The following is a 258-nucleotide window of genomic DNA, read 5'->3' on the forward strand; positions in this document are numbered from 1 at the left end:
TTTTCCATATAAAACGACGATTTTCAGCATAAGTGAGTGTTAACTTTTTTCATTGCTCGCGTGACACCAACATAAGCCAAGCGACGCTCTTCTTCTAAAACGTCCACCTTCATCTAGCGACATTTGACTTGGGAACATGCCTTCTTCGACACCCACAATAAAGACTTGTGAAAATTCGAGCCCTTTAGCCGAATGAAGCGTCATTAACTGTACGGCATCTTGATACGCATCCGCCTGGCTTTCGCCTGATTCTAATGC

The 258-nt window shown here is 43.8% G+C and carries 1 pseudogene; it reads right to left on the reverse strand.

Annotated elements, in window-relative coordinates:
- Positions 1-258 (reverse strand): annotated as a pseudogene (locus BHE89_RS02320) (3'-5' exonuclease); the annotation flags it as partial.

The organism is Shigella sp. FC1967 (assembly GCF_001743005.1).
Classification (GTDB): Bacteria; Pseudomonadota; Gammaproteobacteria; order Enterobacterales; family Enterobacteriaceae; genus Proteus.